Source organism: Lactovum odontotermitis (assembly GCF_054658595.1).
This window is the reverse complement of record NZ_BAAGGQ010000009.1, coordinates 1-26,157: the sequence shown is the minus strand read 5'-3', so window position 1 is coordinate 26,157 and position 26,157 is coordinate 1. Positions and strand designations below refer to the sequence as shown.

At 44.2% G+C, this 26,157-nt stretch carries 21 protein-coding genes; 5 read left to right on the top strand and 16 right to left on the bottom strand.

Annotated features, from left to right (window positions below):
- Positions 1–112: 112 nt before the first annotated feature.
- The 8 genes from ACYQ2E_RS06260 to xylA form a co-directional block, all read right to left on the bottom strand.
- On the bottom strand, positions 113–1,795 hold the full coding sequence (locus tag ACYQ2E_RS06260) for a glycoside hydrolase family 43 protein (protein ID WP_460017220.1): 1,683 nt from the start codon (positions 1,793–1,795) through the stop codon (positions 113–115).
- A gap of 31 nt (positions 1,796–1,826) precedes the next feature.
- Positions 1,827–2,840 carry an aldose epimerase family protein gene (locus ACYQ2E_RS06255; RefSeq protein WP_460017219.1) on the bottom strand — a complete coding sequence of 338 codons (1,014 nt, stop codon included), beginning with the start codon at positions 2,838–2,840 and terminating at the stop codon, positions 1,827–1,829.
- A 1-nt stretch (position 2,841) separates the two neighbouring features.
- Positions 2,842–4,344, bottom strand: a complete 1,503-nt coding sequence (gene xylB / locus ACYQ2E_RS06250) for a xylulokinase (RefSeq protein WP_460017218.1) — start codon at positions 4,342–4,344, stop codon at positions 2,842–2,844.
- Between the two features lie 18 nt (positions 4,345–4,362).
- Positions 4,363–4,989, bottom strand: coding sequence for a polysaccharide deacetylase family protein (locus ACYQ2E_RS06245; RefSeq protein WP_460017217.1), 627 nt, complete (start codon positions 4,987–4,989; stop codon positions 4,363–4,365).
- 11 nt (positions 4,990–5,000) lie between these two features.
- Entirely contained in the window at positions 5,001–5,858 is an 858-nt protein-coding gene (locus ACYQ2E_RS06240) for a carbohydrate ABC transporter permease (protein ID WP_460017286.1), read from the bottom strand.
- Positions 5,858–6,811: a carbohydrate ABC transporter permease gene (locus ACYQ2E_RS06235; RefSeq protein ID WP_460017216.1), complete on the bottom strand. Its 954-nt coding sequence runs from the start codon at positions 6,809–6,811 to the stop codon at positions 5,858–5,860. Before ACYQ2E_RS06235 ends, ACYQ2E_RS06240 begins: the two co-directional genes overlap by 1 nt.
- 98 nt (positions 6,812–6,909) lie before the next feature.
- A complete protein-coding gene (locus tag ACYQ2E_RS06230; protein ID WP_460017215.1) occupies positions 6,910–8,202 on the bottom strand; it encodes an ABC transporter substrate-binding protein in 1,293 nt (430 codons plus the stop codon).
- Positions 8,203–8,245: 43 nt separating this feature from the next.
- Complete coding sequence (gene xylA, locus ACYQ2E_RS06225) at positions 8,246–9,559, bottom strand: xylose isomerase (protein WP_460017214.1); 1,314 nt, start codon at positions 9,557–9,559, stop codon at positions 8,246–8,248.
- Between the two features lie 81 nt (positions 9,560–9,640).
- Here xylA and ACYQ2E_RS06220 point away from each other — a divergent pair, with 81 nt between their 5' ends.
- Entirely contained in the window at positions 9,641–10,579 is a 939-nt protein-coding gene (locus tag ACYQ2E_RS06220; RefSeq protein WP_460017213.1) for a helix-turn-helix domain-containing protein, read from the top strand.
- 197 nt (positions 10,580–10,776) lie between these two features.
- Here the strand turns inward: ACYQ2E_RS06220 and ACYQ2E_RS06215 are convergent, their stop codons facing one another.
- Genes ACYQ2E_RS06215 through ACYQ2E_RS06205 form a run of 3 tightly spaced genes read right to left on the bottom strand, consistent with a single transcriptional unit; the run spans position 10,777 to position 13,130 of the window.
- Complete coding sequence (locus ACYQ2E_RS06215) at positions 10,777–11,385, bottom strand: alpha/beta hydrolase (protein ID WP_460017212.1); 609 nt, start codon at positions 11,383–11,385, stop codon at positions 10,777–10,779.
- Positions 11,382–11,972, bottom strand: coding sequence for a flavin reductase family protein (locus ACYQ2E_RS06210; RefSeq protein ID WP_460017211.1), 591 nt, complete (start codon positions 11,970–11,972; stop codon positions 11,382–11,384). Before ACYQ2E_RS06210 ends, ACYQ2E_RS06215 begins: the two co-directional genes overlap by 4 nt.
- 18 nt (positions 11,973–11,990) lie before the next feature.
- A complete protein-coding gene (locus tag ACYQ2E_RS06205) occupies positions 11,991–13,130 on the bottom strand; it encodes a VOC family protein (RefSeq protein WP_460017210.1) in 1,140 nt (379 codons plus the stop codon).
- 201 nt (positions 13,131–13,331) lie between these two features.
- Here ACYQ2E_RS06205 and ACYQ2E_RS06200 point away from each other — a divergent pair, with 201 nt between their 5' ends.
- Positions 13,332–15,062, top strand: coding sequence for an MFS transporter (locus tag ACYQ2E_RS06200; protein WP_460017209.1), 1,731 nt, complete (start codon positions 13,332–13,334; stop codon positions 15,060–15,062).
- Between the two features lie 201 nt (positions 15,063–15,263).
- Here ACYQ2E_RS06200 and ACYQ2E_RS06195 read toward each other — a convergent pair whose 3' ends face one another.
- Both ACYQ2E_RS06195 and ACYQ2E_RS06190 read right to left on the bottom strand, forming a co-directional pair.
- Positions 15,264–16,850 (bottom strand): ATP-binding cassette domain-containing protein, encoded by a 1,587-nt coding sequence (locus ACYQ2E_RS06195; protein WP_460017208.1) that lies wholly within the window; start codon positions 16,848–16,850, stop codon positions 15,264–15,266.
- Positions 16,840–18,147 carry a radical SAM protein gene (locus tag ACYQ2E_RS06190; protein WP_460017207.1) on the bottom strand — a complete coding sequence of 436 codons (1,308 nt, stop codon included), beginning with the start codon at positions 18,145–18,147 and terminating at the stop codon, positions 16,840–16,842. Before ACYQ2E_RS06190 ends, ACYQ2E_RS06195 begins: the two co-directional genes overlap by 11 nt.
- 246 nt (positions 18,148–18,393) lie before the next feature.
- On the opposite strand from ACYQ2E_RS06190, the gene ACYQ2E_RS06185 reads away from it, so the two are divergent.
- Positions 18,394–19,275, top strand: coding sequence for a helix-turn-helix domain-containing protein (locus ACYQ2E_RS06185; protein ID WP_460017206.1), 882 nt, complete (start codon positions 18,394–18,396; stop codon positions 19,273–19,275).
- 97 nt (positions 19,276–19,372) lie between these two features.
- Here ACYQ2E_RS06185 and rsgA read toward each other — a convergent pair whose 3' ends face one another.
- The gene (gene rsgA / locus ACYQ2E_RS06180; RefSeq protein ID WP_460017205.1) at positions 19,373–20,428 is read right to left on the bottom strand and encodes a ribosome small subunit-dependent GTPase A; all 1,056 of its coding nucleotides are present in this window, start codon (positions 20,426–20,428) and stop codon (positions 19,373–19,375) included.
- Positions 20,429–20,693: 265 nt separating this feature from the next.
- Here rsgA and zwf point away from each other — a divergent pair, with 265 nt between their 5' ends.
- Together zwf and ACYQ2E_RS06170 are read left to right on the top strand one after the other, a co-directional pair.
- Positions 20,694–22,178, top strand: a complete 1,485-nt coding sequence (gene zwf, locus ACYQ2E_RS06175; protein ID WP_460017204.1) for a glucose-6-phosphate dehydrogenase — start codon at positions 20,694–20,696, stop codon at positions 22,176–22,178.
- Positions 22,175–22,366, top strand: a complete 192-nt coding sequence (locus tag ACYQ2E_RS06170; RefSeq protein WP_460017203.1) for a hypothetical protein — start codon at positions 22,175–22,177, stop codon at positions 22,364–22,366. Before zwf ends, ACYQ2E_RS06170 begins: the two co-directional genes overlap by 4 nt.
- A 32-nt stretch (positions 22,367–22,398) precedes the next feature.
- On the opposite strand, the gene ACYQ2E_RS06165 is transcribed toward ACYQ2E_RS06170, so the two are convergent.
- Positions 22,399–23,388, bottom strand: coding sequence for a LacI family DNA-binding transcriptional regulator (locus ACYQ2E_RS06165; RefSeq protein ID WP_460017202.1), 990 nt, complete (start codon positions 23,386–23,388; stop codon positions 22,399–22,401).
- Positions 23,389–23,466: 78 nt separating this feature from the next.
- The gene (locus ACYQ2E_RS06160; RefSeq protein WP_460017201.1) at positions 23,467–25,665 is read right to left on the bottom strand and encodes a glycoside hydrolase family 31 protein; all 2,199 of its coding nucleotides are present in this window, start codon (positions 25,663–25,665) and stop codon (positions 23,467–23,469) included.
- Positions 25,666–26,157: the final 492 nt, after the last annotated feature.

Here is a 26,157-nt window from a genome sequence, read left to right as displayed (position 1 = left end):
TCCGAATAATCGGGCTAATTTTTTACATGTTTAGCTGTTTTTATTCAGATTTTTAACTTTTCCTGTCAAATCGTTCAGGTATTTTCAATAAATCAAGTTTCAAAGAGCCCTATTATGAATCAAATCTTGACTCAAAAGCCTGCCAGCTGTAACTTCCATCTGGAAGCAGCTTATCGCCCAGCTCCTTGTAGTCAAAATAACAGAACTCCGCCGACTTTTCATAGCCAGAATAATCAACGACGGCCAGTCCTACAAAGGCGCCTGTAAAGAATCCGCCGTAACTCTGAAGAACGTAATCGTCCGACAGAACAGCGCTGTCCAGCTGAACGGGAATTTCAATAAAATTCTGTCCGTCAAATGAATATTCATAACTATAAAATTCTTTTCGGACTTTTGTGCGGAACCAAACATATTCAGTTCCCTCAGGAATTTTTATTGCTTCGTCTTTGAGATAGGAGCGGTAATTTCCGCGATTATTCTCGCCGATTTCAATGACCTGCCCATTTACTTCATTCCAGGTAATATGGACAAATGACCAATGTTTGTCATTATAATAATTGGTCAGGCCGGCCATTTGCTGATAGGTAAATGGATGAAACTTAATTTTTGTCTCTGCATCAAAGTAGAAAGCCTGCCAGCGTCGTGCAACCATTGATAAATCAAAATTATTGGCCAATGAGCCTTGACCGATTAAGGTCAATTTGCCGGAGCCGACTGTCCCCATGTCTTTTGTGAATGGAACGCGCAGTGTATTCCAATTGATATCGAGTTCTGCCTGGTCAAACTCATCATGCTGCGAATGATTTGCGGCTGTAATGGTTTCTTTGGCATCTTTGGGCATCTCTACAAAAGTTGTCCCGCCATGTCCGCCGACAATCCGCGGCCAGCCGTCTTCATCCCATTCAACCTTTTGAATAGAAGTCTCACGGCCTAATGTTGACCAGCCGCGCGGGTCTGTGCTTGATTCGTTTTTATGATTCCAGGGACGCGCGCACAGTGAGGCGTAATACCATTCACCGCCCGGCGTTTCCACCAGCGCACCGTGACCTTGTTTTTGGATATATTGGTCTGGTTTGTCAAAATTCGTAATGAACGGATTTCCAGGTTCTGTCTCAAAACTCAAGCTATCTAGGGATTTCGAGCGGGCAACGACTTCCTGATGAGTGAAAACGGTGCCACCCTGAGCGGCAAAAAGGAAATAATAACCATTTATCTTATAAAGATGAGGGCCTTCAACCAGTTTTACCTGCGTTCCGCGATAGATTGTGCGGGCAGTCTCAGGGCGCAGTTTCATTGTCGCGGTATCAAACTCTGTCAAAGTGATGCCGTCAAAGGGATGATGATATTCTCGGTGATCCCAAGTCTGCTGTACCAAGTATTTGCGGCCGTCTTCATCATGAAACAAGGAGGCATCAAAGCCTACACCGTTAAGCTTAATGGGTGCGGACCAAGGACCGTGAATATCTGCTGCAACAGTCAGATAATTCGTCATATCTTTAAAACTGCCTTCAACAATCTTGACATCTGTATAAACCAGCCAGAATTTCCCCTCTGCATAAGATAAATCCGGTGCCCAAATGCCGCCCGAGGCAGGATTTCCTCTCATTTCCAGCAGCTCTGTCGTGGACAAGGGGCTCGGCAAAAGTTTCCAGTGTGCCAAATCTTTTGACTCGTGTAAACGTACGCCAGGGAACCATTCAAACGTTGAGTTGGCGATATAGTAAGTATCTCCGACGCGAATGATTGACGGGTCTGCATTAAATCCGGGGAGTACCGGATTTTGTAATTTTGACATTTTATGTGTTACCTTTCTTCGCTTTATTCATTCATTCTTCTGCTGACAGGGTATAGCTTGTAATAAAAGTTTTCTTTTCCCCCGCTTTAAGGGCAATCGAGCCCCATTCCGGGTGATGAACTTCATCTGGGATTTCCTGAAATTCAATCGCGACGCCGCGATTCGGCGTCATTTTGCTCCCGGCTATGGTAGAGTCCAGCTCGGGATTTGCGGCTGTGTAAATGACGACCGCCTGTCTGTCACTCTGACATTCCAGCTTTCTGCCTGAAAACGGGTCGGATAAAGAGAGAATTTTTCCGGATAAATCCGCTGGTAAGATAAAACAGTCATCAAAACCGCTCGGCAGCTTCTCCTGCACTTGCCCGATTGATGTCGGCCGGCGCAAATCATAGGCCGTGCCGCTCACGTTAAGCAGACGTCCGGTGGGAATATTTTCATCATCTGTTTCAACAACTTTATCGGCTGGAACCTTTAAAATGTGTCTAAGTGTTGATTCTTTATCGGCAGAAAGATTGAAATATGGATGCCAAGCCGGATTGAACAAGGTGTCTTTTTCTGTCTGAGCTGACATTTTCACTTCTAAATGATTCGACTGCAGTGTATAAGTAACGTGGGCCTGAATCGGTCCTGGAAAGCCGGAGCTTTCATCTGTCAGACTAAATTTTACTCCTACATTTTCTTTACTTTTGTCTTCAAAAGTTTCAAAGCTCCAAAATTGTCTCTCCCAGCCGTGACTGCCTGAATGCAGGAGATTGTTATTTTCATTTGCTTCAAGTTTTACTGAATCAAATTTCGCTCCCGCAATCCGGCCAGCAACAGGTCCGCAAATTACCCCATAATATCCTTTATCATTTAAATAGGAGGTTGGGTTGTCTTTCGACAAAAGAATATTTTCAAACTGTCCATTTTTATCTGGTGCAAATAACCGGTGAAGTCTAGCACCGAAATCATGGGCAACGATGGTGAGTCGTCCGTTTGAAAGGGTTATTTCGTGAATACTGCCGCTGGCGAGCGGAAGTTCATTAATAGAGATTTCTGTGGTCATTTTATGCTTCCTCGTTGAAATCTACTAACTGATGACTAATTTGTGCGGTGGCCGTGTAAACATTTTCCCAGATTTCATAAACTTTTTCATAACGTTTTACATTTTCAGAAATTGGGCTGAAAGTCTTTTCTTGATAATGAACAAATTTTCTGGTCAATTCATCAAGACTGCCGAATCCGCATCCGTATGCTGCAATGATGCAGGCACCTAATCCAGGTCCTTGCTCTACTGTCAAGCGCAGCATTTCTGCATCGAAAATATCGGCCTGCATCTGCATAATATCCGGATTTTGCGCACCGCCGCCGACGGAAATCAAACGGCTGAATTTCTTGCCTTTGACCGCTTCCATCATATCTTTGCTGTCACGCAAGCTGAATTGAATGCCTTCAAGCACTGCACGCGAGAAATGGCGCTGTTCATGAGCTGCCGAGATTCCAACAAAACTGCCGCGAATCTTTGAATCAAAATGAGGGGTACGCTCGCCTGCAATATAAGGCGTAAACAGCAGACCCTCCGAGCCTGCAGGCACCGTGTGCACATCTGCCAGCAACTCAGCAAATCCCAGACCGTGACCGAAAGTTTCTTTATACCAGTTCAATGAATTTCCGGCTGCTAAAGTAACGCCCATCGAATAATAAGCGCCTGGTACCGCATGATTAAAGAAATGCAGTTTTCCCTTGTAATCTGCGATTTTCGGCTCATAACTTGATACGACCCCTGAGGTTCCCATCGAAATCAGGCCGACTTCCTCATTGATTAAGCCGACGCCAAGTGCAGCCGCTGCATTATCAGCTCCGCCTGCAAAGACTTTCACATCTGCTGAAATGCCGAATTTTTCCTTGGCTTCAGTTGTCAGGCCGCCGATAAATCCTGTGGATTCGACGACTTCAGGCAAAATAGACATGGGTATGTCGAAAGCGTCTACGATTTCCTTAGACCAGGTATGTTTTTCAATATCTAAAAGCAGAGTTCCTGCAGCATCTGAGAAATCACTGTGAATATTCCCGGTCAAATACAGGCCCAGATAGTCTTTCGGCAGCATAATATGTTTGACGCGTGCCCAGATTGCCGGCTCGTTTTCCTGCAGCCAGAGAATTTTCGGCAGTGTAAAGCCTTCTAGGGCAATGTTGCCGGTGATTTTTAATAAGCGTGCGCCCATTTTGTCCATAATTTCCTGACATTGAGCACTGGTGCGCACATCGTTCCAGAGAATTGCCGGATAAACCGGCTGATTGTTTTCGTCCAGTACAACTAGCGAATGCATCTGACCGGAAAAACTAATTCCTGAAAATGCTGTGCCGAAGTCTGAAACGGCTGATTTCAGGCTTAACAGCACTTTTTCAAGCGCCTCTACCCAAACCTCAGGCTTTTGCTCTGAGTAGCCCTGCTTCGGATTGTCAATTCCATAGTCGGCGCTTTTTGTCACAACAACTTCTCCATCCTGAGTCATCAAGATTCCCTTGAGGCTTGATGTTCCGAGGTCGATTCCTAAAACGTATGACATGTTTTATCTGTTACCTTTCTATTTTTTAAAACCGCTTTTGTCACGAGCGTCTCGTGAATAATAAAAGTAGGCGTCATCTGATGAAAGCTGATTTTTGAGCAAATCAGGAATGGTCTTAAACACAAAACCTTTTGCCTCTAGTATATCAATAATCGCAGGCAAAGCGCCAGCGTCAGCCTCCTGAAAGTCATGCATTAAAATGATGTCTCCGTCTTTTGCCTGCCTGGCTTTTTCAATGCAGAGCTCCGGTTTATGGTGATTCCAAGACTCCGTGTCCAGCGACCAGCAAATCATCGCGCGATTTACAATTTTTAAAGTTTCCTGATTGCCGTCTCCGTATGGCGGACGAACAAAGGCTGGTCGTTCACCCGTTATTTCCTGAACAATTTCATCGGTTTTGTCTATTTCATTTTTAATTTGCGACGCCGATAATTCTAACAGAGACGGATGCGAAAAGGTGTGATTTCCAAAGGCAAAGAGCTTTGAATCTGCCGCCCGTTTTAAAATTTCAGGATATTGCAGCGCATGCTCACCCCAAATCATAAATGTCGCAGGAATCTGCCGTCGAATCAGCTCGTCTAAGACCTGAGGCGTTGTTTTCTCCCAAGGGCCGTCGTCAAATGTGAGTGCGATTTCTTTTGTCATTTTTGTCACTTTTAACCTTTAACGCCCCCAGCATTGCCGCCGCCGACAATAAAGCGCGACAGAAGCAAGTAAACAATGATAATCGGCACAACTGTGATTGAAAGCCCGACATAAATGGCCCCCCATTCAACCGTGTGACCGCCCGCGCCCATTGCAGTGATTGTTTGTACAATCATCGGCAATGTGTACATACTCTGTTTAGAAATCAAAATCAGCGGCATCAGGAAATTATTCCATGAGAAGACAAATCCGAAGATTGCCATAGTTGCAAGACCCGGCTTCATCATAGGAAGCATGATGCGATGGAAAATTTTCAGCTCACTCGCACCGTCAAGACGGGCAGAATCAGCATAATCCTTATTATAAACCGTCGAAATATATTCAACCAGGAAGAAAACCGTAGGCGGAGCCGCAATCCCCGGTAAAATCAGAGGCAGAAAATTATCAAGCAGATTCAATTTAATCATGAATTCATAGAAGCCAATCATGGACACCTGACTTGGAATCATAATCAGCGCAACGATAAACCCGTAAATCAGCCGGCGTCCTTTGAAATCATAAGCCACTAAAGCATAAGCGGCCATAGCGGAAAAATAAACCGACAAAATCGTGGAACCAGCCGCTACAAAAAACGAATTGCCGACACCTTGCGCCATATTGAAGCCATATTGAATCAAAACTTTTACATTATGAAACAGCGAACTCCCCGGAAGCAGCGAAACACCCGTATTAATCTGCACAACCGAGCGCGTCGCATTTGCCAGCATCATCACCAGAGGTAAAATGCTGATAATCGTTAAAAGAATAAAGACAACATAGATGAGAATTCGTCTCGTTCTAAGCGATTTACTCAAACTTTCATTTTCCATCATTTTTTACCCCCAATCACCTTATTGCTTGTTCTTTCGCGGAAAAACCTGAACACCACAGCCGAGACCACTGCTGCAATCGCCAGCAGAATAATCGACGCCGCTGATGCAATCCCATAATTACGATACTGGAAAGCCTGCTTATAAATGAACATCGACAAAGTGTAAACCGAATTAAGCGGCCCGCCGGAGCCCTGCGTCAGTAGGAATGGAATATCGAAGACCTGCAGACCACCGACAAATGAAGTCACAAAAGTGTACATAATAATCGGACGCATAAGCGGCATCGTAATCCGGCGATAAATCTGACCATCTGAAGCCCCATCAATGCGTGCCGCCTCAAACAGCGACTCATCAATCGACGAAATAGCCGCCACAAAGACAATCGAAGTCTGCCCGTACCACATCCAGAACTGCAGGAACATCACAATACCGCGTGTTCCCCAAACCGACTGCAGAAAATTGAAAGGCTTACTAATCAGATGCAGACTCATCAAAATTTGATTGGCCGGCCCCTGCGGATATGAAAACAAAATCATGAACAGAGCCGCAACAGAAGCCGCCATAATCATATTCGGCAGGTAAAAAACAGTTTTAAAGAAACTCGAGCCCTTGAGCGCCAACTTTCGATTCGTCCACCAGGCCGCAAGCAGCAAAGCCATCAAAATCTGCGGAATAAAATTGAGGACCCAGAGCAGGACCGTATTTCCCAAAGCTTGTGTAAACAACGGCGTTTTTGCAAAGAGCGTGACGAAATTATCAAACCCTACATTTGCCGCAGTCGATAGTGTCTGCCAGCCGCTCATACTCGTAAAAGCAATTCTAAAAGTATAAATGATGGGATAGAGTTGAAAAAGTAAAAAACCTGCAAAAAATGGAATCAGAAAATAATAACCGTAACGATTATATTTTTCAAATCTCATTTTTTTAGTTTTCTTTTGTGTATTTTCCATTGAAAAAAACTCCAATTTAATTAATCAAACAATATTATTTTTTAAAAAAGAAGAACCGAAATAAATTTCGGCTCCTCTCTCAGCTTTTGAACCGTCGCTTAGTCTGTTGTCAACTCAGGGAACGCACTCTTAACATCTGATTTAAATGTCGACAATGCTTTATCTTTAGTTGTTTTACCGTTAGCGTATGGGTTAATCACATCATTAATCCAAAGATCCTGGATATTTTGGTCATACTTCGAAATAATCTTGCCGTTGATATTTTTAGCGGCTGCTGAAAATACGGAATATGGATTCTGGTCCCCGATAGGACTTCCTTTCACAGGATTCTTGTCATAATCTTTTGCGACTTGAACATCAACTTTCTGGTCGGCTACAAAGTCTGCATTCGCAGAAGCCTGCCAAGTCTGGAATTTCGTATTTGTCGACCAGTAAATTGCCAATTTTGCAGCATTCTTTTCATTAGCTGAGCCTTTTACAGCACCGAACCAAGTTCCGCCCCATGAATAAGACTGCGGACCTTGAATCACGCGCCAGTCACCAGCAGTTCCCTTTGAATAATCTTTCAGCCAGTAGAAAAGTCCCCATGATGGAAGCGAATAAGCAACAATATCATCAGAAGACATCCCTGCGAACCAGTCAGAATTCTGACCAACCGTATTTTTTGTCAAGCCTTTATCAACAAATGTCTTCATCATATCAAGCGAAGTCAGAAGTGATGAGTCAATTTGAAGCTTATTCTTCGAACTTACCCAGCCCTTTGTACGTCCGCCGATGGCAGGCATGTACATATCCTGCAGAGATGAGAAGAGATAAGCCTTACCGCCCGATTTGTCATGAATTGTCTGAGCTGTCTCTTCAACCTTATTCCAGTCTGCAAATGCTGCCTGCGCAGCTTTCTGGTCAGACGGGTCAATTCCCAAGTACTTCTGAAGAAGCGATGAGCGGTAATAAACAGCGCCGGGCGCAGCCTGATAAGAAATCGCAACTTGTTTGCCGCTTGCATCCTTACCAATGTCAAGTGTGTACTTGAAACTATTTTTAGTTGCCTTTTTAACACCATAAGAAGACAAATTCGCAAGCATGCCTGAATCAACGTATTTGCTTACAAAACCAGCGTCAAGCGCAACCATGTCAGGCGCCTTGTTTGTTCCAAGAACTTTATCAAGCTTTGTTTGAAAATCAGCATAAGGAATGACCGTCTCTTTGATTTTGTATCCTTTTGGATTCAGCTTCTCATACTCTTTGATTTGAGGCTTCATGTCTGCAAAAGTCCAAAGTTTAATTGTCTTACTTGCAGCTGAAGCAATGGTTGAGTTTGAAGTAACAGCGAGTGTCAATACTCCTAGCGCCACAGCAACACTCATTAAGATTTTTTTGCCTGTCTTCATTGTTTTTTTCTCCTAATTTTGAAAATATTTATCTTATTTACTCTCAAATCAAGTAATCATTCAAAACAGATTTGATATATTCCAGGTGATTCGAGTCCATTTCAATTTCATCCCCGTGCTCAAGAGCATAAGCAGCCAGTGTTTCAAAGCTTGCAGTCCCGTTTTCAATTGAGCGGCCGACTTCTGTTGTCTGATAAGACTCATAACGTTTTGCAATAATATCCGACAGGAACTTGTCTTCAAGAATAGCGGCAGCGCCTTTAAGTGCACGCGCATAAGTATCCATTCCAGCAATATGTGCTAAAAGCAAATCTTCCGGTTTGAATGATGTGCGGCGTACTTTTGCGTCAAAGTTAATTCCGCCTTTATGAAGACCGCCGTTCAAGAGAACCTGGTACATTGCAAGTGTGATTTCATTGACAAGAGTTGGAAATTCATCCGTATCCCAGCCGAGCATGTAATTTCCCTGATTGGCATCAATAGAGCCAAGCGCATTGTAAACCCGGGCAGTATTAATCTCATGCTCAAATGTGTGACCGGCCAGCCAGGCATGGTTTGTTTCAAGATTGAGTTTGAAGTAGTCCATCAGGTCATACTTTTGCAGGAAAGCAAGCGCAGTTGCAGCATCATAGTCATACTGATGCGTCATCGGCTCTTTCGGCTTAGGCTCCAGCAGGAAGACAGGCAGATGACCGATTGACTTTGCATAATCAATTGCCATGCGGTAGAATTTTGCCATGTGGTCCATCTCTAGCCCCATGTCAGTATTCAAAAGACTTTCATAACCTTCACGTCCGCCCCAGAAGACATAGTTCTGACCGCCGAGCTTTTTGGAAAGGTCAAGACCTTTTTTGACTTGAGCAGCCCCATAAGCTAAAACTTCTGCACGGTTCGAGCTTGCCACACCATTCATGAAACGCGGATGCGAGAACATATTCGCTGTATTCCAAAGAAGCTGAATTCCAGTTTCATCCATTTTTTCTTTGATGTGGTCTGTGATTTCATCAAGATTTGCAAAAAATTCTTTGATAGAGTCGCCTTGCGGTGCAATATCCCAGTCATGGAAACAGAAATATTTCATCTGGAGTTTTGAAGCAATTTCAAAGAAAACATCCACACGTTTATGGGCCTGTTCCATTGGCGTGCCGCCGTCCCATGGACGCTCCATCGTTGCCAGACCAAACGGGTCCGAGCCGTCCATGCCGAGCGTATGCCAGTAAGCCAAAGCAAAATGGAGATGTTCCTGCATTGTTTTGCCGAGAACCACTTCCTCAGGATTGTAATGGCGAAAAGCAAACATGTTCTTCGTTTTTGGTCCCTCGTATTGAACGGTTGGGATGTTGTTAAAGTAAGCCATTTTAGCTAACTCCTCCTATTTTTGGTGTATTTCTTAACTCTTGTCACTGTGCTATAATAGCGGCAGGAGGTTAAAGACATTATGAAGAATGAATTTGAAAAAATTGAACATAGACGCGGGATTGACCTTAAATTTATGATTAATAACATCCATTATCGACGCGCACATCTTCATTTTGATACCGAAATCATCTATGTCATCTCAGGCGTTGGACAGGTCAATACTCAGCAGACAAAATATTCGCTTCATGCGGGACAAGTGATGGTTTTTAATAGCTGTCAAGTTCATGAATTCAAGTCTGAATCATCCATCTGCTTACTTATACTGCAATTTCCTATGACAACTTTTGCCGCAACTTATCCGGCTTTGGATACCATTGTTTTTGACAGCCATCCCTTTGAGCCGCCCGAAGAATCTAAATTAGTTCCACATCTGATTGCTGCGGCCGAAAGTTATTTTAAAGACCAGGAGAGTCTTCCTCTTTTAACCGTCGGCTTAACTTACCTCATTCTTTATGAATTGCTGAAACTTGTAAAGTACGATTTATTGAACAATTCCCAGCGGAACAAACTACTTGACTTGCAAAGAAGAATGCAGCGCATCTCTGCACGTATCCAGGACGATTTTATAGACGGTATCTCACTGCAGGACCTGGCCGAACAGGAGGGCTTTTCGAAAACCTACTTCAGCCACTTTTTTAAAAATAATTTTGGCCTTTCTTTTCAGGACTATCTCACTAACATACGCTGTGAATACGGCTACCGCCTGCTTTTAACGACGAACGAGAATTTGCTTGACATCACGAATCGCTGCGGTTTTTCCGATATCCGAACCTTTAACAAAGCTTTCAAAATCAGGTACGGAAGTAGTCCAAAGGATTTTCGCAATAATCGCGAATCAATTCGGCCGGCTAAAAAGGATAAGTCCGTTGACGAAGTAAGAATTGATGCTGAGCAGATTTACAGCCGTCGTGAGAGTTTAGCACTTTTGGAAAAATTGTCTAAATCTTTTAATCAATGATAACGTTTGCAGGGAAACTTTTCTAGTGGAATTGTGTCACTTTTTAGTGGAAATGTTGCGTTTTATTAAATGTTGCCTTTTTATTATCTTGTCGAATATCTTCGATTTTCCACGCAGAAATGACAGTTAAACAAAAAAGCTGAATAGGACAGAGTTTACCTCTTCTATTCAGCTTTTTGCATTTTCTTATTAAGAATTTATTTTTTCTGTAAGTAATTTCGCGCAGCCAGGGCTTCACTGCGTGTCAGTTGATGGCCGCTATTTTCACGATGAATGCTCAAATCTGCACCCGCGGCACGCAGGTTTTCGGTGAGTTGTGCAAAGCTCTCAGCGGAGACGATAAAATCATTCTCAGCGTAAGTCAGGAAAATATTTGTCTGTGCGAGTTGGTCAGCTTGTACAGGAACTTTTGTGAGCTGCATGGCATGATGTCCAACAATTGCAGCAAATTTAACCGGCTTTGACAGAGCCATATGCAGCGCAATGTTGGCCCCATTTGAATAGCCAATCACAATCATTCTGTTAATGTCCATCTCGAATTTCCCGGCCAGTTCCTGCAGTTCCTCATACAGCCAGTCAGTTTCTGCCGCCAGCGATTCCAGGTTGAACAGTCCCTCGGCATAGCGCTCGAAATAACGAGGATGTCCATTTTCACTGACACGCCCGCGGATGGCGAGAACTGGGTGGTTCGGCAGTATCATTTCGGCAAGCGGCAGCAGTTCTGTCTCGTCACCGCCTGTGCCGTGGAGCAGCAATACTGGTGCCAGGTTTGAATCACCTGAGCGGTAAAGGTAATGTGTATTCATTTTGGCCTTTTTATTTCAAATATGCGACCAAGCTGGGCATAATTATTGCCAGCCAGTCGTGCGACAGGGTCTAGCTTCTCAGCATTTACATGAAAATTCTCAGCATCAAGCAAATCATCTGCAAAAGCAAAATTAACAATTTCAAGCAGCATCAGATGGCTGTGCTTCCCGACCGGCAAGTGCTGATAGAGTTTGACTTCAAAGCGCACCAGTGAATCTTTGACTGCAGGGACGCTGACGACTTCAGAGTTGACTGTCGGAATGCCGAATTTGAGCACTTCACTTTCATCTGCAGGCAAAGTTGAGGCTGTCTGATTCATTTGTTCGATGTTGTTAGAGCTCACGAGTTGAATCACACCCTCGCCTGTTTCCAGCAAATTCCGCACCGAATCCTTCATCGCAGTCATTGAAATCGCGACGATCGGCGGTTCTGATGAAACGACTGTAAAGAAGCTGAACGGCGCCGCATTGACAAGCCCGTCGGCATTCTGCGTGGTCAGCCAAGCAATCGGACGCGGGATAATTGCGCCCGACAAGAGCTTGTAGACTTCTTTTTCTGTTAAATTATCTGCTTTGTAGCTTTTCATAAGGACTCGCTTAGTTTATTAGTTTATTGGCTCGCCGGCTTTTCGAGCCAGGAGTTTTTTCATGGTCCAGAGTTCATCTTGTCTGCGGTCACGACCGGCGTCAGAGGTATCAACCGGGCGCAGACGTGCAGCGGCGGCAGCCTTTGTCGCTTCATCACCAGGGAAAAGGTGCGGCGGCAGACTCAGCCCCAAACCAGCTTCTTCCTTCGTTTCGTCTACCCAGAAGCCAGAGAGCATCAGCGCCTCTTCGTAGCTGTCGACTTGTCCGGCGGACATCGCCATATCAAGCGCGCCGATACCAGGACTGTCTGTCGCAATTTCAAAGAGGACACCGCGCGCGACGCGGACATATTCACTTGAGAAGTAGAAACGGTCAACCAGACCTGAGTCTGGCAAACGATAACTGTGAATGCGGTCAATCCAGTATTTCAATGTCTCAGGATTTTTCGTGCGCAGTGCCAGATGGTGTACTGTGCCAAAGCCTTGCCAGCTTGCTTCATCCACCGACTGCTCGACAATAACTGCAGCGCCATTGCCGCCCTCAGCGACTTCAAACAGTGTCATGTAGCCTTCAGTCCCTGCTTCGCGGAAGCCGAAAACTTCTTTGAGGATAAGTTTCAGGTTTTCAGATTCAGCCACCTTTATGAAAACTGGGCCAAGACCAGTTATGGCGTGCTCGGGTGACACATTTGACAACTGCCAGGTTTGTCCGGCAGGTACACCGACGTTGTTTTCATCAGAAATCAGCTGGTAGCGCTGTCCGTCAAAGTCTTCAAATTCCAGGTACTTTTTCCCGAAACGAGTGGAAATGTTTCCGTGCTTGACCTCTGCTTTAGCAAAACGTGTCTTCCAGTAACGCAGTGACTCGTCGCTCGGCACGCGGAAAGAGGTGCGGTTAATCTCGTCTGTGCCGTGGCGGCCTTGCGGAATGCCTGGAAAGTCAAAGAAGGTCATGTCTGTCCCGGCATTGCCGTCCTCGTCGGTGAAATAGAGGTGGTAGGTCTCGTAGTCATCCTGGTTGACGGTCAGTTTCGCGAGGCGCAGACCTAAGATGTTGGTGAAGAAATCGTAGATTTTCTGGGCGCTTGAAGTGATGGCGGTCACGTGATGGATGCCGCCGAGGATGTCTGCTGTGTTGAGTTGTTGTGTCGTTGTCATAATAAATCTCCTGTTGAGTAAGTCGCAATTTCGTTAGAATTCATTTACAAATGTAAACGATAATTTATTATATCATCTACGTTTGTAAACACAAAGAAATATGCTCAGGATTTAAAAAATTGGATAAAATTGCCAAAAAAGTCTAAGACTGAATTTTCTGACATGAATATGGTGTATAATAAAGGTTTGTGGAGGAAATGAATGAAACAAATGAACTCAAACAAACCAAGTCAACGATTACTCAAAGCAAACGAAAAATACAACGAAAAGTACGGGGCACGTAAACCTGGCAATTACAAGTGGGTTGCGCTTTCCAATACGACCCTCGGCGTTTTGATGGCATCCATCACCGGAAATATCATGCTAATCTCACTCCCGGCGATTTTCAGAGGCGTGCACGTCGACCCGCTTTCCACGGCCGGCGCAAATTACATGCTTTGGATGCTGATGGGCTTTAACGTCGTCACAGCAACACTGCTGGTCACATTCGGCCGCTTGTCCGACATGTACGGACGCGTCAAACTCTACAACCTTGGCTTTGCCGTCTTCACAATTGCCTCAATCGCACTTTTTTTCACGCCGTCAAATGTTATTTTTATGATTGTCATGCGAATGGTGCAGGGCGTGGGCGCCGGATTTCTTTTTTCAAATTCGATGGCAATTATTACCGATGCCTTCGGACCGAAAGAACGCGGAATGGCCATGGGACTCAACCAAATCTCTTCCGTGGGCGGAAATCTGATTGGTCTGATTTTAGGCGGACTGCTGTCGGCCATTGACTGGCGCCTGGTCTTTCTGGTTAATGTACCAGTTGGTTTATTCGGCACTGTCTGGGCTTATCTCAAGCTAAAAGAGCAGACACAGCCTGACAAGTCAAAAAAGATTGACTGGTGGGGAAATATTACATTTGCCGCCGGGCTCGTTCTGATACTGATTGCCTTTACCATCGGGATTATGCCGACCAAGACCTCCGTGATGGGCTGGGGAAGCTTTAAGCTCTGGGCACTGATGATTCCCGGCATTCTTCTACTGATTGCCTTTGTATTTATCGAGATGCGAGTGAAATCACCTATGTTCCACCTGCAGCTCTTCAAAATCCGTGCTTTCGCGGCCGGAAATATCTCACTCTTCCTTTCATCAATCGCCCGAGGGGGTCTGAACTTTATCTTGATTATCTGGCTGCAGGGAATCTGGCTGCCTTTGCACGGTTATAACTTCGAGGACACACCACTTTGGGCAGGTATTTACATGTTCCCTATGATGGCAGGATTCTTCGCCATGGGACCCCTCTGCGGACGGCTGTCCGACCGTTACGGCGCCCGGGAATTTGCAACCGGAGGCATGGCTCTGTCAACACTAGGCTTCGTGCTCTTGAACACCCTGCCTGTCAACTTCAACTATATCGGCCTTTTCTTCATCTTAATCCTGCTAGGCCTTGGCATGGGCATGTTTGCCGCACCAAATACCAGCGCCGTCATGAACTCAGTACCCGCAGAGTACCGCGGCGTGGCCTCCGGCATGCGCTCAACCTTCCAGAATACCGGAACCTCACTATCAATGGCCTTCTACTTTACAATTATCATTGCAGGACTTTCAAGCAGACTACCGGCCGTCTTAAATTCAGGACTTCTCAAAGCAGGCGTTCCAGAAAAAGTCGCCCAGAAAATCTCCGAAATGCCGCCGACATCCGCACTCTTTGCAGCCTTTCTGGGCTATAACCCAATGCAGCAGATGGTTCCGGAAAACATCATGCAGGCCCTGCCCAAAGCAACACAAATCTTACTCGTCAGCAAAACCTTCTTCCCGAACATCATCGCACCAGCCGTCATGTCAAGCCTGCAGCTGGCCTTCTGGATTTCCGCCGGAATCTCACTGGTCGCCGCTGTTGTTTCGCTTTTCCGCGGGAAACAGTTTATTTATGAGGATAAGTGATATTAACTAAACAAAAACAGGAGCATTTTCTGATACTCCTGTTCTGTTCACACTACCAGAGACACTGGTAGATTTACCTACAGCCGTTACGAAATTTTCACTTTCGTGACGACTTCACATTAATGTAATAATATCAGCAGCCAGCACCGCAAACATTACCAACAGTTTCTTCTTGAAGCTCTTCTTCATTTTCAATAACTTTCATTCTGTCCATCTCCTTTCCAAATTAATTATGTCATCATAACGACTTTCGTCGTCAATATGGTGAGCCACCTCAATGATTGTTGACGGCAGATTAAGAATCAAATCTCTAATCTTTCGGCTATTTTCGCTGTCCAGCGCCGCCGTCACTTCATCTACTAGAAGCAAACATTTTTTTCTAAGCAGAAATCTCGCAAGTTCCAGACGAATTCTTTGCCCGCCTGAGATATTATCGCCATTGTTTTTGACTAAAAAGTCAAGCGAAATATCTGAAAGATTTACCTCATTTAAGGCTTCTTCCAGCTGCTGGTCCGTGAAACTCTGTCCCAGCGTCAGATTATAACGGATAGTTTCGTTGAAGAGAAAGGGCTCCTGATCAATCCAGCCGAAATAATCCGGTTTTAGTTGAATCTTTTCACCGTTGTCTTTCAACAGATAAACTTCTCCAGCATCTTTGTCAATCTCTCCAGCAATCAACCGCAGCAGTGTAGATTTTCCGCTTCCGCTTTCACCCTTCACAAGCACTTTTTTACCATAAGGAATCTCCCAGAAAAATTTTTCAAAAATCTTTTTTCCGGAAAATGCTTTGCCCAATCCCGAGATTACTAGCTTATTAAAGTTACCGTCTTGCAATCTTTCGTCTAAAGTCATTTCCGGCAATTTAAGCAAATGATAAATTTTTTCTTTTAATTTGGTGTACTGCTGAATGTAGGCATAGTCACTAATAATATTTTGCAATGGCGTCTTAAGCTGCTGACTCGCAGAAAATAAGGCCAATAAAACTGGGAAAGCTAAACTTGAACCCTGAGCAATCAGAATTATCCCAACTACAAAGGGCACGATTTCCGAAAATATCCTCAAAAATGAACTCAAAGCAAAAATCAGATTCACTGAAAAGCTTGACCAGAGCTCGGCTTTCGCGCGTTTCTTAATGTACTTTTCTCCCATCAACAAAGCAGGTTCTGTACTCTGATTCTTGATGATTGTCTTTCTGCCATTCATCATGTCCGTCATTTTCTCAAGAAAAACAGACTTTTGGTCAGAGACTTCTTTTCCATACTTTTGCAGGCGATTATTCAGAAAAAGCTGCGGCAATATTAGACAGAATGTCCCAGCCGCGAAAAGTATACCTAGCCAGACATTCTGTGAAAGCATATAAAGCAGCGGGGTAACAAAGACAACACTTTGATATGGAATGTCTAAAATCGGAATAATGTAAAAACTCTCAAAAAGGTCCATATCTAAATTCAGCACCGACACTTTTTCTGAGTTCTTCATTTCAGTTTTATGCTGCATAAACTTACGCATCAGCGACATCGTAATATTTACCGAAAAACCATAGACCAGCCAGTTTTCAACTGTCATCCCAAACAAAATTGCGATGGCGACATAAGCATAAAGCCCAGCACTCACAAGCCCGAAAATGAGAATCTTCTGCAAGCTGGTTATTCCCTGCATTTGAGCAGCATGCTGGACAATCAGCGCCGTTGCAAGCCCTAAGAGAGAATTAGCAATCATTGCTAGCCCAAAGAGAATCAGCTTCTTCTTTGAGACAAACTGTAGAAGGTATCTTACATCACTCAACATCCAGCACCACCTTGTACAGGTTCTGCCGACAGAACAAATCAAAATTCTGCTCAAAGTTCATTTTGCTCTTTTGACAGATTCGCTCTTGAGTCCAGTGGTCTGCTAAAACCAGTTTGGGACAAGCACCTCCTTTGCAAACCGACACAATCTCACAATTTCTGCAATCTTCCGGAATTTTTTCTAAGCTGTGTAGCCACAACTTTTTTCTTTTCTCATCATTCAACAGATTCTGATTGACATCTCCGAACAAATTCACCTGGTCATAGAGCAGCACTGTGCAAGCCATGATTTTTCCTCTTACACTAAAAGTATAATTATTCGGATTTTGCGCATAACAAGCCAATTGGTTGGAAAGGTTAACATAAGATTCATAAAGTTGATAACCAAATTTTAAAGCCTGCAGCGAAAAAGAGTAAACAATGTCCTTGTCGAGCCGTTCTACCTGATAATCCTCTTCACGTTCTCCTTGGCCCCAATCACCAACGTTTCTGTAGAGCATGAGGAATCTTCTATCATTTTTGAACGGAAGTCCCTCATCAATCATAAAATGCTGAACATTCTGATAATTCACTTTAGAAACATTGAATCGTAGGATAACAACACATTTCAGTTGTGTTTTCTGTATCTTCAAAAGATTATCATAAATACGCCGATAACTTCCGTGCCCATTTTTTAGAACCCGTTGCTGGTCATGGCTCTCCTCGTTGCCGTCAATCGTAATCTGATAGATTGTACATTTACAATCTTCAACAAGTACTTTAAACTTTCTTTCATCAAGTAAATAACCATTCGTTGTCATATCAGCAATGTATTTTAACTGATATTTTGACGTAAGCTCCTGAAATTTATCGGATAAATAAACGATGGCTTTATAACCTAATAGAGGTTCGCCGCCAAACCATGACGCACGTAAAGTTTTGTAGTTCCCGCTTGACAATTTTTTATCAGCAAAAGCTACAATATTATCCATCGTCTCACGAGACATCCCAATATTTTCAAATTTCTCATAGCAGTAAAGACAGCGAAAGTTGCAGTCTCCATGCGTCAAAATGGTAAGTCTCAGCGTCTCAGCTTCCTCTGAAAAAACTCCTTCCATCATTTTCTCAAATTCATTTTCCTCTGGAAAAAAGCGGTTTGAAGAAAGATAATCTTCATAATCATTGAGTGTCTGTGAATCATTTTTCATCTTTGCCAACAAATCATTCGTGACCATGACAGAAAAATTATTCTTTGTATTGAGCAGAGCTATTCCATCTTCTAACTCTTTTGTCACAACGTATTTGGATAAATCTTTCATTCGTTCTCCTTTCTGAAAACGTTTCACGCTTTGAGGTTTAAACTACTTCTATCACTTTCCTGTTTGAAATCTTATTTTCCCCATGGAAAATCTGGGTCTTGCACCATAATGCCTAAAAATTTATTATTCATTATTATTGCTCCTTTTCTAAATATTTGCAAAATATTAAAAGAAGTATATAATAAATAATAAATTCGGTCAAGCCCACAAAGAAATATATTTCTCATATATGAATAAAGGAGCAAAATGTTAGATTCAATTATAGGACAGACTTTCAGAGAATTACGCCAAGCAAAAAATATTGAAATAAAGGAAGTTGCCAACGAGCATTTTTCATATCCTCAAATTTCAAAATTTGAAACCGGAAAAAGTAGTATCACAGTAGAAAAGTTGTTTGACGGGCTTCTTTCAATCAATGTTTCTCTAGAGGAATTTTCACGCGCCTATTACAATAACTCTGGTAATGGTGAGTTCCTCTTCCCCACTAAACTTAATGAAGCCTATCATTCAAATAATCTCGCACTGTTAAAAAATATGCTGAGAGAAGCAAAGTATACATTAAAAAAATTCCCCGAAAAAAGTAAATATAAATTGAATTTAATTGTGATTAAAGCTGTCATAAAGAATCTAGATTCCAACTATGAGGTCCCTGTAATTGACGTTAAATACCTTACCAACTATCTGACAACAATCGAAGAATTCACTAGTTATGAGTTTTGGCTCTTCGCTTATTGTGTGATTCTCTTTGACAATGACACAATTATTAAAATTGTAAAACAGATTATTCATTCAGGACAAAATAATTTAGATTTTCCAAGCCTCAGGCAAAGGAAGTATGCTTCCATTTTAAACAGTATTGATGTTCTCTTGAAAAGAGAGTGTTATGAACCGTTATCGGCTTGGTTAACTTATTTGGATAAAGCACTTGACTCTGACCTTTTTATTTATGAGAAAGTACATTTTGTTTACCATAATTTCATTTATGAATTGAAACAAAATCCTCAATCCGCATCGGCAAAAGAAAAGCTAAAAGATTATTTTTCTGCACTAAAACTGTTTAAGTGTTTTAATTTAGTTAACACAACAGAAAGAGAAGTCAATGAATTTTTTCCAGATTATCATATCTGATATTTTTTATCTTCTTCCTCATATATTTGTCTGTGCCTTACTAGAACAAAATACCGGCCGGTTTAAACCTAAACCCGCCGGTATTTATTTTATTTGACTAGCGCCGTTTGGCTCTGTCGTGCAGTATTTTTCTGTAATTTCTCGCGCCGGCCAGCTCTTTGCGTCGTTCTTCATGCTTGGCTAGCTGGATTTGTCTTGAGGTCAGGCCGTCATAGCCTGATTCTTTTTTCATTTTCAGGTAGTTTGACAGGCGCTCAGTGGTGAGTTCGCCGCTTGCTATGGCTTCAAGAACGGCACAGCCTGGTTCGTTTTTGTGGCTGCAGTCTGAAAATTTGCAGGACAGGGCTAGCTCGTCAATGTCTGGAAATGATTCTGAGAAGTTGGCGTTTTCCAGGCCGAGTTCACGCATGCCCGGTGTGTCAATGACCATCGCCCCTGAGGCGAGTGTGAATAATTTGCGGTGTGTGGTTGTGTGTCTTCCTTTGCTGTCAACTCCTAATCCGCTGGTTTTTATAAGCTCTTCACCGAGCAGACGGTTAATCAGAGTGGATTTTCCTACGCCTGAAGAGCCTATAAAAGCGACTGTTTGTCCACTTTTTATTTCTTCTGACAGCGGAAAATAACCTTCTGCATCAAGTCCGCTTGTGACTAAGATTTTGACTCCTAGGGCAATTTTTTGTAAATCTGACAATTTTTCCTCTAAATCATCACAAAGGTCCTGCTTCGTCAAGATTAAGACGGGCGTCGCGCCTGATTCCCAGGTCAAGGCAAGATAGCGCTCCGCTCTTCGCAGGTTGAAGTCTTCGTTTAGGGCCATGCAGATGAAGATTTTGTCAATGTTTGCGGCAATGACCTGGCGCTCACTGGTGACTGTGCCGGCGGCTTTTCGAATCAAAACGGACTGGCGCTCAAGCCGCTTGTGGATGAGGGCTGTGCCTGCCGCAGCGTTTTTTCTATCCAGCAGGACAAAATCACCGACAGCTGGAAAATCAGTCGAGTCAAGGGTTTCGTAACGGAATTTACCGGAAACTTCAGCGCTCAACTCTCCGTCCTCTGTTACGACTTTATAAAGATTTCTTTCCTGTTCAACCACCCGTCCCAGGTAGAAGCCAGGGAATTCGTTTTCTTTTTCCGTAAGAAAATTTGTATTCAATTGTTTGTTCCTCCAAAAGTTTATGCTACAGACTTATTGGGAGGCGGGATTTTAAACTACAGTGAGTGCCTCCCTGAGTTTTACAATAGCTGTCATTTTCATCATTATAATCTCCTTTTCGCTTTTATAGCGCTATTATACACAATATCCCGGTTTTTTGCCAGAAATCGTGTTCTAGAGTTTTATACAAAACAAAGTCAATTGTCCAGTGAAATTTAAGCTGGCACAAATCTCGAAAAGAGGTCCGTGTGTTATAATTAAGAATATGGAAAAACAAGTCTTATTCACAATTTTTGGCGCAACTGGCGACCTTGCCAGCCGTAAATTATACCCGTCACTCTTTCGCTTATTCAAGCGCGGTGAATTAGCTGAACATTTTGCAGTCATCGGAACTGCCCGCCGTCCCTGGACGGATGACTATTATCGCGAGGTCGTCCTTAAATCTATCGCAGAGCTGACAGACGACAAACGCCAGGCAGAAAGCTTTGCCGGCCACTTTTACTATCAAAGCCACGATGTCAATCAAGCCGAGCATTACGTGACCCTGAAAAATCTCGGCGAAAAACTGGCGAAACAATATCAGACACTGGGCAACCAAGTGTTTTTTCTGGCAATGGCTCCGCAGTTCTTCGGCACCATAGCTGAACATTTACAGTCTGGGAAAATCCTGACCGGCGCAGGCTTTGAGCGTATCGTCATAGAAAAGCCCTTCGGTGAGAGTCTGAAAACGGCCACTGAGCTCAATGACGCGCTGCAGCATGTTTTCCGTGAAGACCAGATTTTCCGCATTGACCACTATCTCGGCAAAGAAATGATTCAGTCTGTCTCTGCCGTCCGGTTCGCGAACCCTATCTTCGAGGCTGTGTGGAACCGGCAGTACATTGACAACATCCAGATTACCTTCGCTGAAGCAATCGGCGTGGAAGACCGCGGCGGCTACTACGAGCACTCGGGTGCACTGAAAGACATGATTCAAAACCATGTCCTGCAAGTACTTTCACTGCTTGCAATGGAGAAACCCGCTGAATTTGACGAAACTTCGATTTTGAGCGAAAAAGTCAAGGCCCTGCAGGCAATCCGCAAATACAGCCATAAAGAAGCGCTGAACAACTTCGTGCGCGGACAGTATACAGCCGGCAGACTTGACGGCCAGGACTTTATCGGCTACCGCGAGGAGCCGAATGTGGCTGCAGATTCACGCACGGAAACCTTTGCCGCCGGCAAATTCCTGATTGATAATGAGCGCTGGACAGGCGTCCCATTCTATGTCCGTTCCGGTAAACGCCTGACAGAAAAAGGCACGCGCATCAACGTTGTCTTCAAAAAAGAAGCTGGTTCACTTTTTGACAAAGCAGAGCAGAATGTCCTGACAATTTACATTCAGCCGACAGAAGGCTTCAGTTTGTCCGTAAACGGCAAAGCTGCAGGCTCAGGATTTGAAATTGAACCGCTGCGTCTGTCTTTCCGTCACGACGCTGAATATCTGGGCAACTCTCCAGAAGCTTACGAAACACTCTTTCTCGACGTATTGAACGGCAACGGCATGAACTTCTCCCACTGGGAAGAGGCCAAACGTGCCTGGGAACTCATTGACGTTATCCGCGAAGCTTGGGACGCAGACAAATCACCGCTGCCCGAGTATGCCGCGGGCAGCATGGGGCCACAAGTCGCCTTCGACCTGCTATCTGAGGACGGACGGACCTGGATGTGGACACCTGACGTTTGGTATAAAGAAAGAGGATTATTATGACCGAAGATTTTGTAATGAGCCGGGCTGAGCTCGAGGCACGCATCCGCGAAGAACTGCACCAACCCTTCTACGTCGCCAAAATGGCTGAGGCACGATTTACTGAAGCCCAATATCAGGAAATCAAAAAGCAGCTTCAAGCTGAATATCAGCACTACATTGAGAATTATGTGGACCCTCAGGCAAATTAACTCAAAATAAATGACGAGAAACAAAAATCTCGTCATTTTAATTTCCAGACACTGTCCCGCTCAATCAGCTCACTGTCCGAATAAAAGTCCTTAGAACTTCCTTTTTGAATCGACTTAATCAAGTACTTCACAGCCAAGCGCCCCTTTTCAACCTGGTCAATCCGAACAGTGGTCAACTTCGGAGCGATGAAACTGTCAAAATCGGCATCGTCGACACCAATGATAGAAATGTCTTTAAAAATCTGGCTGAATCGGGCGGCCAGCAGGTCGGCGGTGGCATAAACGGCCGTGAAAGGTTGTTCTTCCAGGTATGGTGACACGCTTGAGAGGACATCCTGATAGCTTGGCGTCTTCACTTTCAGAACTGCTGCATCGGGGAAATACTTAGCAAAGGCCAGATAGCGCTTCTGAATAACGCTGGATTCTCTTTCATCAAAATTAAAACTGTAAAAGAGGATTTTTTCGTGTCCCATTTTTCTCAGATATTCAGCAATTATTTTAGACACTTTTTCTTCATCTGTCCCGATAAAATTTCTCGGTTTATCAGGCAACTTGCTCTCCTCGTCCCAATAAGTATCAATATAGCTGACAGGCGTATGAATGGCACAATCCATTTTGACGAAGTCCTGATTGTTCAAGGAAATAACGATAAATCCTGCAAATGTCCAATTTCTCTGCAGCGCTTCAACACTTTTCACATCAGCCACAGTATGCAGCATGGTAAAATAACCGGCGGCATTGGCAGCCTGCTCAATACCAGTCAGTACTGCCGAGACAAAGGGGTCGATAAAGTCTACTTGATTATGCTTATTATAAAAAAGCACACCAATCAGATTTGACCGGCCAGAGCGCAAATTCGCCGCATTCTGATTGGGTACGTAGTTATATTTTTTAACCAGCTGTTCGATTTTCTGCTTTGTAGGTGCTGAAACCTTGGCGTCTTTGCCGCGAATGACGTTTGAAACGGTCATTGGTGAAACACCGGCTAGTTTTGAAATTTGTTTAAGTGTTATTTTTGTCATTTTCTTTCTTGATACAATATTCTTGCTATTTTGATTTCTTTATCTTTCTAACTCTTTTAATTATATCAAGGTTTAACGTTATTTTCCACTATAAATTATCTCAAACAGAGCATCCTGAAGCTCAATGTTCTTAATATTTTTGATAAAAGCGCAGCGTTGCTCAAAACTTGTCAGTTGTTTAAGCCGTCCGAAAATGAAGTCTTTCTCGTCGTAACTGATTTCAGCAATGTCCAGACGGCGCATCAAAGCGTCTTCAAAAGTCCAGTCAAATTCACTGCTGAACTGACTCAAATCCAACTCAAAATTTCCAGTTAGACCCGCCGCTGCTTCATGCCCAGCATAAACAATCGTGTGCTGACGCGCAGACGGATGGGATTCTGTCAAAGTCAGCCTCTTCCCGTCAAATCGGACGGTCGTCTGATTGTTATCTTCATGGAGAATATATTCATTCGGAGCACCTGGGAAAATCTTCCAAATCAGCTCAGAAGGCACTTCTTCACCTGCCAGCGGCTGCTTATCCAACGGAATAATAGCGCCAGTCCTTGCAAACACAGGCATTTCTGTGATTTCACGATAGACTTTCAGCTCTACATTTCCCTCGTATTTTTCTCCCGTAAAGAAATCATACCAAATCCCCTCAGGGAACCAGACATCTGCCTCGCCCATCTGCAGCTCCGTGCTGCTCTTGTGAGTAATCGGCGCCAGCATCAGCTCAGAGCCGAAGAGATACTGGTTCTTGTGATCACGGCTATAGGCCGGTTCTGCCATTGGATATTCGTAGTACATCGGCTCGATGAGAGCGCGTCCTTCCTCAGCTGTACGCTGATTTGCCGAATAAAGATAAGGAATCAGCGCATGGCGCAGACGCAGAAACTTTTCCATCGACGCCTCAATCACCCTGTCAAAATGCCAGGGCTCTTTGCTGGTAAATTCAGACTTCGACGAATGCAAACGGTTAATCGGCGAGAAGACGCCGTATTGTACCCAGCGCAAGGTCAGCTCAGAATCCTTGCTGCCGTGCATATGTCCGCCGATGTCGTGACTCCACCAGGTATAGCCGATATTTGTCGCCGTGCTGGTAAAATAAGGCTGAAAATCCAGACTCGCCCAGGAAATCACAGTATCGCCGGAAAATCCGATTGGATAGCGGTGTGAGCCTGGTCCAGCATAACGGCTCAAAATCACATTATCCGGATGAAGCTTCTGTGAATCCTCATACTGATAACGATTCAGCTGCCAGAGCGGGTCAGCGCCTGACTTGGAGACCGTTCCCTGCTGCCAGTCCAGCCACCAGAAGTCGACACCGTCTTTCTCAAGCGGTCCGTGGACATCTTCAAAATAGGCCTTCCGGAAGTCCGGATTGTCAAAGTCAAAGGTCGCAGGCTCTTCCAGCTCAGCGTCCAGATGCAGACGTTCCGCCACTGCTGGGTAGGCTGCTTCAAATGCACGAATGCCGTCCGCCGGATGGTCATTCAGCGTGACTTTGAGTTTACGCCGGTGGAGCTCATGAATTAGTCCTGCCGGGTTTGGGAAAAGCGCTTTATTCCAGGTGTAGCCGGTCCAGCCAGAACCAAAGCGGCTGGGCACTTCGGCATTCAGATGCCAGTCCATATCAATCACAGCCACAGATAAAGGAACTTCCTTCTCCGCAAATTTGTCCATCAGCGCCAGATAAGAGTCGGCGGAGTATTCATAGAAACGGCTCCACCAGTTGCCCAGCGCAAATCTCGGAAGCTTAGGCGTAGGGCCTGTCAGCTGGTAAAAGTCACGCAAAGCCCTGCGGTAGTCACGTCCATAAGCAAAGAAATAGAGGTCAATCTGGTCAGAGGATTTTCCGGCAATATCGCCGGCAGCGCTCAAAACCAGGCTATCGTCCGGCAGCACAGCAAAACCGTTTTTTGACATGATTCCGTCATCCAATGGACAAGCTCCGTTTACGCGGTCTAGAGTCCGGGTGGTTCCGCCCAAATTTCCTTCAATTTTTTCCCCGAAACGCCAGCGATTCGAGTAAACCGAAGCATTATAGCGCGCATCGGCGAACAAGCTCGACTTTGTGAATGTTCCGCCGTTATAGTACAAACGGACACTGGATGTCAAAATCTCAATCGTATTCTCTTTCCTGATAACATCGAACTTTGGGCTATCAAAATTGCGATTTTGTACAATTTGTGTCAAGCTGTTCTCGAAATTCAGCGTCTCAGAATACTCGATACGAATCAGATTTTCCGTTAAGACAGTGAATCGTGCCTTGTCAAAAATAATTTCATTTTTTTTCATAGTTTCTCTCATTTGAGTTCGGGACGCCAGAAGCTATGAAATTAGATGAATTGAGAACCTGCCTTACGGCAGAACCTCAATTCCCTAAATTTCTTCGCTTCTTTGCGGGCGCCCCTCACATCATTTTTCATTTGAGTTCGGGACGCCAGAAGCTATGAAATTAGATGAATTGAGAACCTGCCTTACGGCAGAACCTCAATTCCCTAAATTTCTTCGCTTCTTAACGGGCGCCCCTCACATCATTTCTCATTTGAGTTCGGAGCGCCAGAAGCTATGAAATTAGATGAATTGAGAACCTGCCTAAAGGCAGAACCTCAATTCCCTAAATTTCTTCGCTTCTTAACGGGCGCCCCTCACATCATTTTTCATTTGAGTTCGGAGCGCCAGAAGCTATGAAATTAGATGAATTGAGAACCTGCCTAAAGGCAGAACCTCAATTCCCTAAATTTCTTCGCTTCTTAACGGGCGCCCCTCACATCATTTTTCATTTGA

Coding starts and splice junctions, on each gene's coding strand:
- ACYQ2E_RS06260 (WP_460017220.1), bottom strand. CDS start 1,795: ATGTCAAAATTACAAAATCCGGTACTCCCCGGATTTAATGCAGACCCG.
- ACYQ2E_RS06255 (WP_460017219.1), bottom strand. CDS start 2,840: ATGACCACAGAAATCTCTATTAATGAACTTCCGCTCGCCAGCGGCAGT.
- xylB (WP_460017218.1), bottom strand. CDS start 4,344: ATGTCATACGTTTTAGGAATCGACCTCGGAACATCAAGCCTCAAGGGA.
- ACYQ2E_RS06245 (WP_460017217.1), bottom strand. CDS start 4,989: ATGACAAAAGAAATCGCACTCACATTTGACGACGGCCCTTGGGAGAAA.
- ACYQ2E_RS06240 (WP_460017286.1), bottom strand. CDS start 5,858: ATGGAAAATGAAAGTTTGAGTAAATCGCTTAGAACGAGACGAATTCTC.
- ACYQ2E_RS06235 (WP_460017216.1), bottom strand. CDS start 6,811: ATGGAAAATACACAAAAGAAAACTAAAAAAATGAGATTTGAAAAATAT.
- ACYQ2E_RS06230 (WP_460017215.1), bottom strand. CDS start 8,202: ATGAAGACAGGCAAAAAAATCTTAATGAGTGTTGCTGTGGCGCTAGGA.
- xylA (WP_460017214.1), bottom strand. CDS start 9,559: ATGGCTTACTTTAACAACATCCCAACCGTTCAATACGAGGGACCAAAA.
- ACYQ2E_RS06220 (WP_460017213.1), top strand. CDS start 9,641: ATGAAGAATGAATTTGAAAAAATTGAACATAGACGCGGGATTGACCTT.
- ACYQ2E_RS06215 (WP_460017212.1), bottom strand. CDS start 11,385: ATGAATACACATTACCTTTACCGCTCAGGTGATTCAAACCTGGCACCA.
- ACYQ2E_RS06210 (WP_460017211.1), bottom strand. CDS start 11,972: ATGAAAAGCTACAAAGCAGATAATTTAACAGAAAAAGAAGTCTACAAG.
- ACYQ2E_RS06205 (WP_460017210.1), bottom strand. CDS start 13,130: ATGACAACGACACAACAACTCAACACAGCAGACATCCTCGGCGGCATC.
- ACYQ2E_RS06200 (WP_460017209.1), top strand. CDS start 13,332: ATGAAACAAATGAACTCAAACAAACCAAGTCAACGATTACTCAAAGCA.
- ACYQ2E_RS06195 (WP_460017208.1), bottom strand. CDS start 16,850: ATGTTGAGTGATGTAAGATACCTTCTACAGTTTGTCTCAAAGAAGAAG.
- ACYQ2E_RS06190 (WP_460017207.1), bottom strand. CDS start 18,147: ATGAAAGATTTATCCAAATACGTTGTGACAAAAGAGTTAGAAGATGGA.
- ACYQ2E_RS06185 (WP_460017206.1), top strand. CDS start 18,394: ATGTTAGATTCAATTATAGGACAGACTTTCAGAGAATTACGCCAAGCA.
- zwf (WP_460017204.1), top strand. CDS start 20,694: ATGGAAAAACAAGTCTTATTCACAATTTTTGGCGCAACTGGCGACCTT.
- ACYQ2E_RS06170 (WP_460017203.1), top strand. CDS start 22,175: ATGACCGAAGATTTTGTAATGAGCCGGGCTGAGCTCGAGGCACGCATC.
- ACYQ2E_RS06165 (WP_460017202.1), bottom strand. CDS start 23,388: ATGACAAAAATAACACTTAAACAAATTTCAAAACTAGCCGGTGTTTCA.
- ACYQ2E_RS06160 (WP_460017201.1), bottom strand. CDS start 25,665: ATGAAAAAAAATGAAATTATTTTTGACAAGGCACGATTCACTGTCTTA.